Source organism: Collinsella sp. AF19-1LB, assembly GCF_003459655.1.
Lineage (GTDB): Bacteria > Actinomycetota > Coriobacteriia > Coriobacteriales > Coriobacteriaceae > Collinsella.
In genome coordinates this window covers 1-1,805 of the sequence record NZ_QRWO01000066.1, presented here as the reverse complement: position 1 = coordinate 1,805, position 1,805 = coordinate 1, and the positions used below count along the sequence as shown (strand labels likewise).

Sequence of the window (1,805 nt, the reverse complement as noted above, 5' to 3'; positions counted from 1 at the left end):
GCGCGTTCTTCGGCGTGCTGGCGTAAGGGCCCGGCCTATTATCTGCCCCCAAGGGAAACGGCGACCCGTTGTGGTCGCCGTTTTTTATTATCGAAAGCTAGCTGGAGGTGCTTCGTGATTCAATCTGACAATCCACCCGATAATGGCGTGAGCGGGGCGATGTATCTATTTGGCACGGCGCTCTTGTGGAGCTTTATCGGCATCCTCGTTCACGCAAATTCGCAGTCAGCTCTATTGATCGGTGCCGTCACGGCAATATTTATGGCGCTCTTTATTCTGCTCGTCGGCAGGCCTGTCCTCCGCGTCAGCCGTCTTATTGTCCTTGTGGCCGTCTGCAACTTCGTGACGGGCACCACGTTTAACTTTGCCAACCAGCTCACGACGGTCGGCAACGCAATCGTTTTGCAGTACACCTCGATGATTTTCGTTATCGTATATCAATCGCTCGCAACACACACGTTGCCCTCGCCTGCGAAGATTGCCTCCGTGGTGGTTGCTTTTACGGGTATGGGTCTTTTCTTTTTAGGTGATTTGAGTGTCGAGGGCATGCTCGGCAACCTGCTTGCCGTCATTTCGGGCGCCACCTTTGGGCTGTGTTTCTTTTTGAACTCTCGCCCCGATGCGTCGCCCATGGTGTCCTCGCTCATCTCCTGCGGTATCTCGATGCTGCCGATCGTCTATTTTGCCGGCGCCCTAGACTCCGTGAGACCATTTGAGTGGGGGCTCATGCTGGTGCATGGCCTTTTTTGCAGCGGCCTTGCGAGCGTGCTGTATGCTAAGGGGATTGCGCGCACCAACGCGTTTGCGGCCAACTTGGTCTGCATGAGCGAGGTCGTGCTCGCTCCCTGCTGGTCGGCGCTCCTCTTTGGCGAGGTCTTTCGCTGGAACGAGTTTTTGGGTGCGTCGATTATCGTTTTGGTGATTGTGGCCAACTTGGCATCCGATGCCTTTGGCGATGGCTTTCTGGTGGCGCTTGTCCGCCATCGAAACAAGGAACATGCCTGATGGGATACGTTTGCCGTTTACGGTAAAAAACACCCCGCTGAGCGAGTGGTATTAAATAGTAAGGACCTGCATACCTATAATTGGTATCAAATCATTTGTACCTGGCATGGGTGTTAGCAGCACACCAGGTACGCTTCGAGCCGTGTAATCGAACTCCCGGAATTGATATCAACAACGCGCGCGACGGGAGTGGCGACGGTTCGAGATTCCTTATTGGGAGGAATTATGCTTGTCCAAGCAATCCTCGTCGGCTTAGTCGGAGCGTTTGGATGTCTCGACTACCAGCTCGGCACCCTCTACGCGTTCCGCCCCATCGTCCTGTGCCCGCTCGTGGGCCTGGTGCTGGGGGACCTGCAGACCGGCCTTGCCGTTGGCGCCAGCCTGGAGCTGCTGTTCATGGGCTCGATCTCCATCGGCGCCTACGTACCGCCCAACGAAACCGTCGGCGGCGTGCTCGCCTGCGCGTTTGCCATTCAGCTCGGTCAGGGTACCGAGACGGCCATCGCGCTCGCCATGCCCATCGCCGTCCTTTCGCTGACGATCGGCAACATTACCAATGCTTTGTTCCCTGTGTTTGTCGATATGGCAGACAAGTTCGCCCTCAAGGGAAACCTCAAAGGCATCTACGCCGTTCATTGGGGAATTGGAATTTGGGGTTGCGTTGAGTACTTCCTGCTGTGCGGCGGCGCCTTCTATCTGGGTTCCGACGCCATTCAGGGTCTGCTCGACTTCATCCCGCCCTTCATCATCGACGGTTGCGGCGTTGCCGCCAACATCCTGCCGGCCATGGGCTTCGCCAT

At 56.5% G+C, this 1,805-nt stretch carries 2 protein-coding genes; both read left to right on the top strand.

The features are described 5' to 3' along the window. The first annotated feature begins 114 nt into the window (after nt 1-114). Entirely contained in the window at nt 115-1,005 is an 891-nt protein-coding gene (locus tag DWX39_RS10730; RefSeq protein ID WP_233508943.1) for a DMT family transporter, read from the top strand. Between the two features lie 225 nt (nt 1,006-1,230). After that, on the top strand, nt 1,231-1,805 hold a 575-nt coding region (locus tag DWX39_RS10725), incomplete at its 3' end, for a PTS sugar transporter subunit IIC (RefSeq protein WP_147336410.1).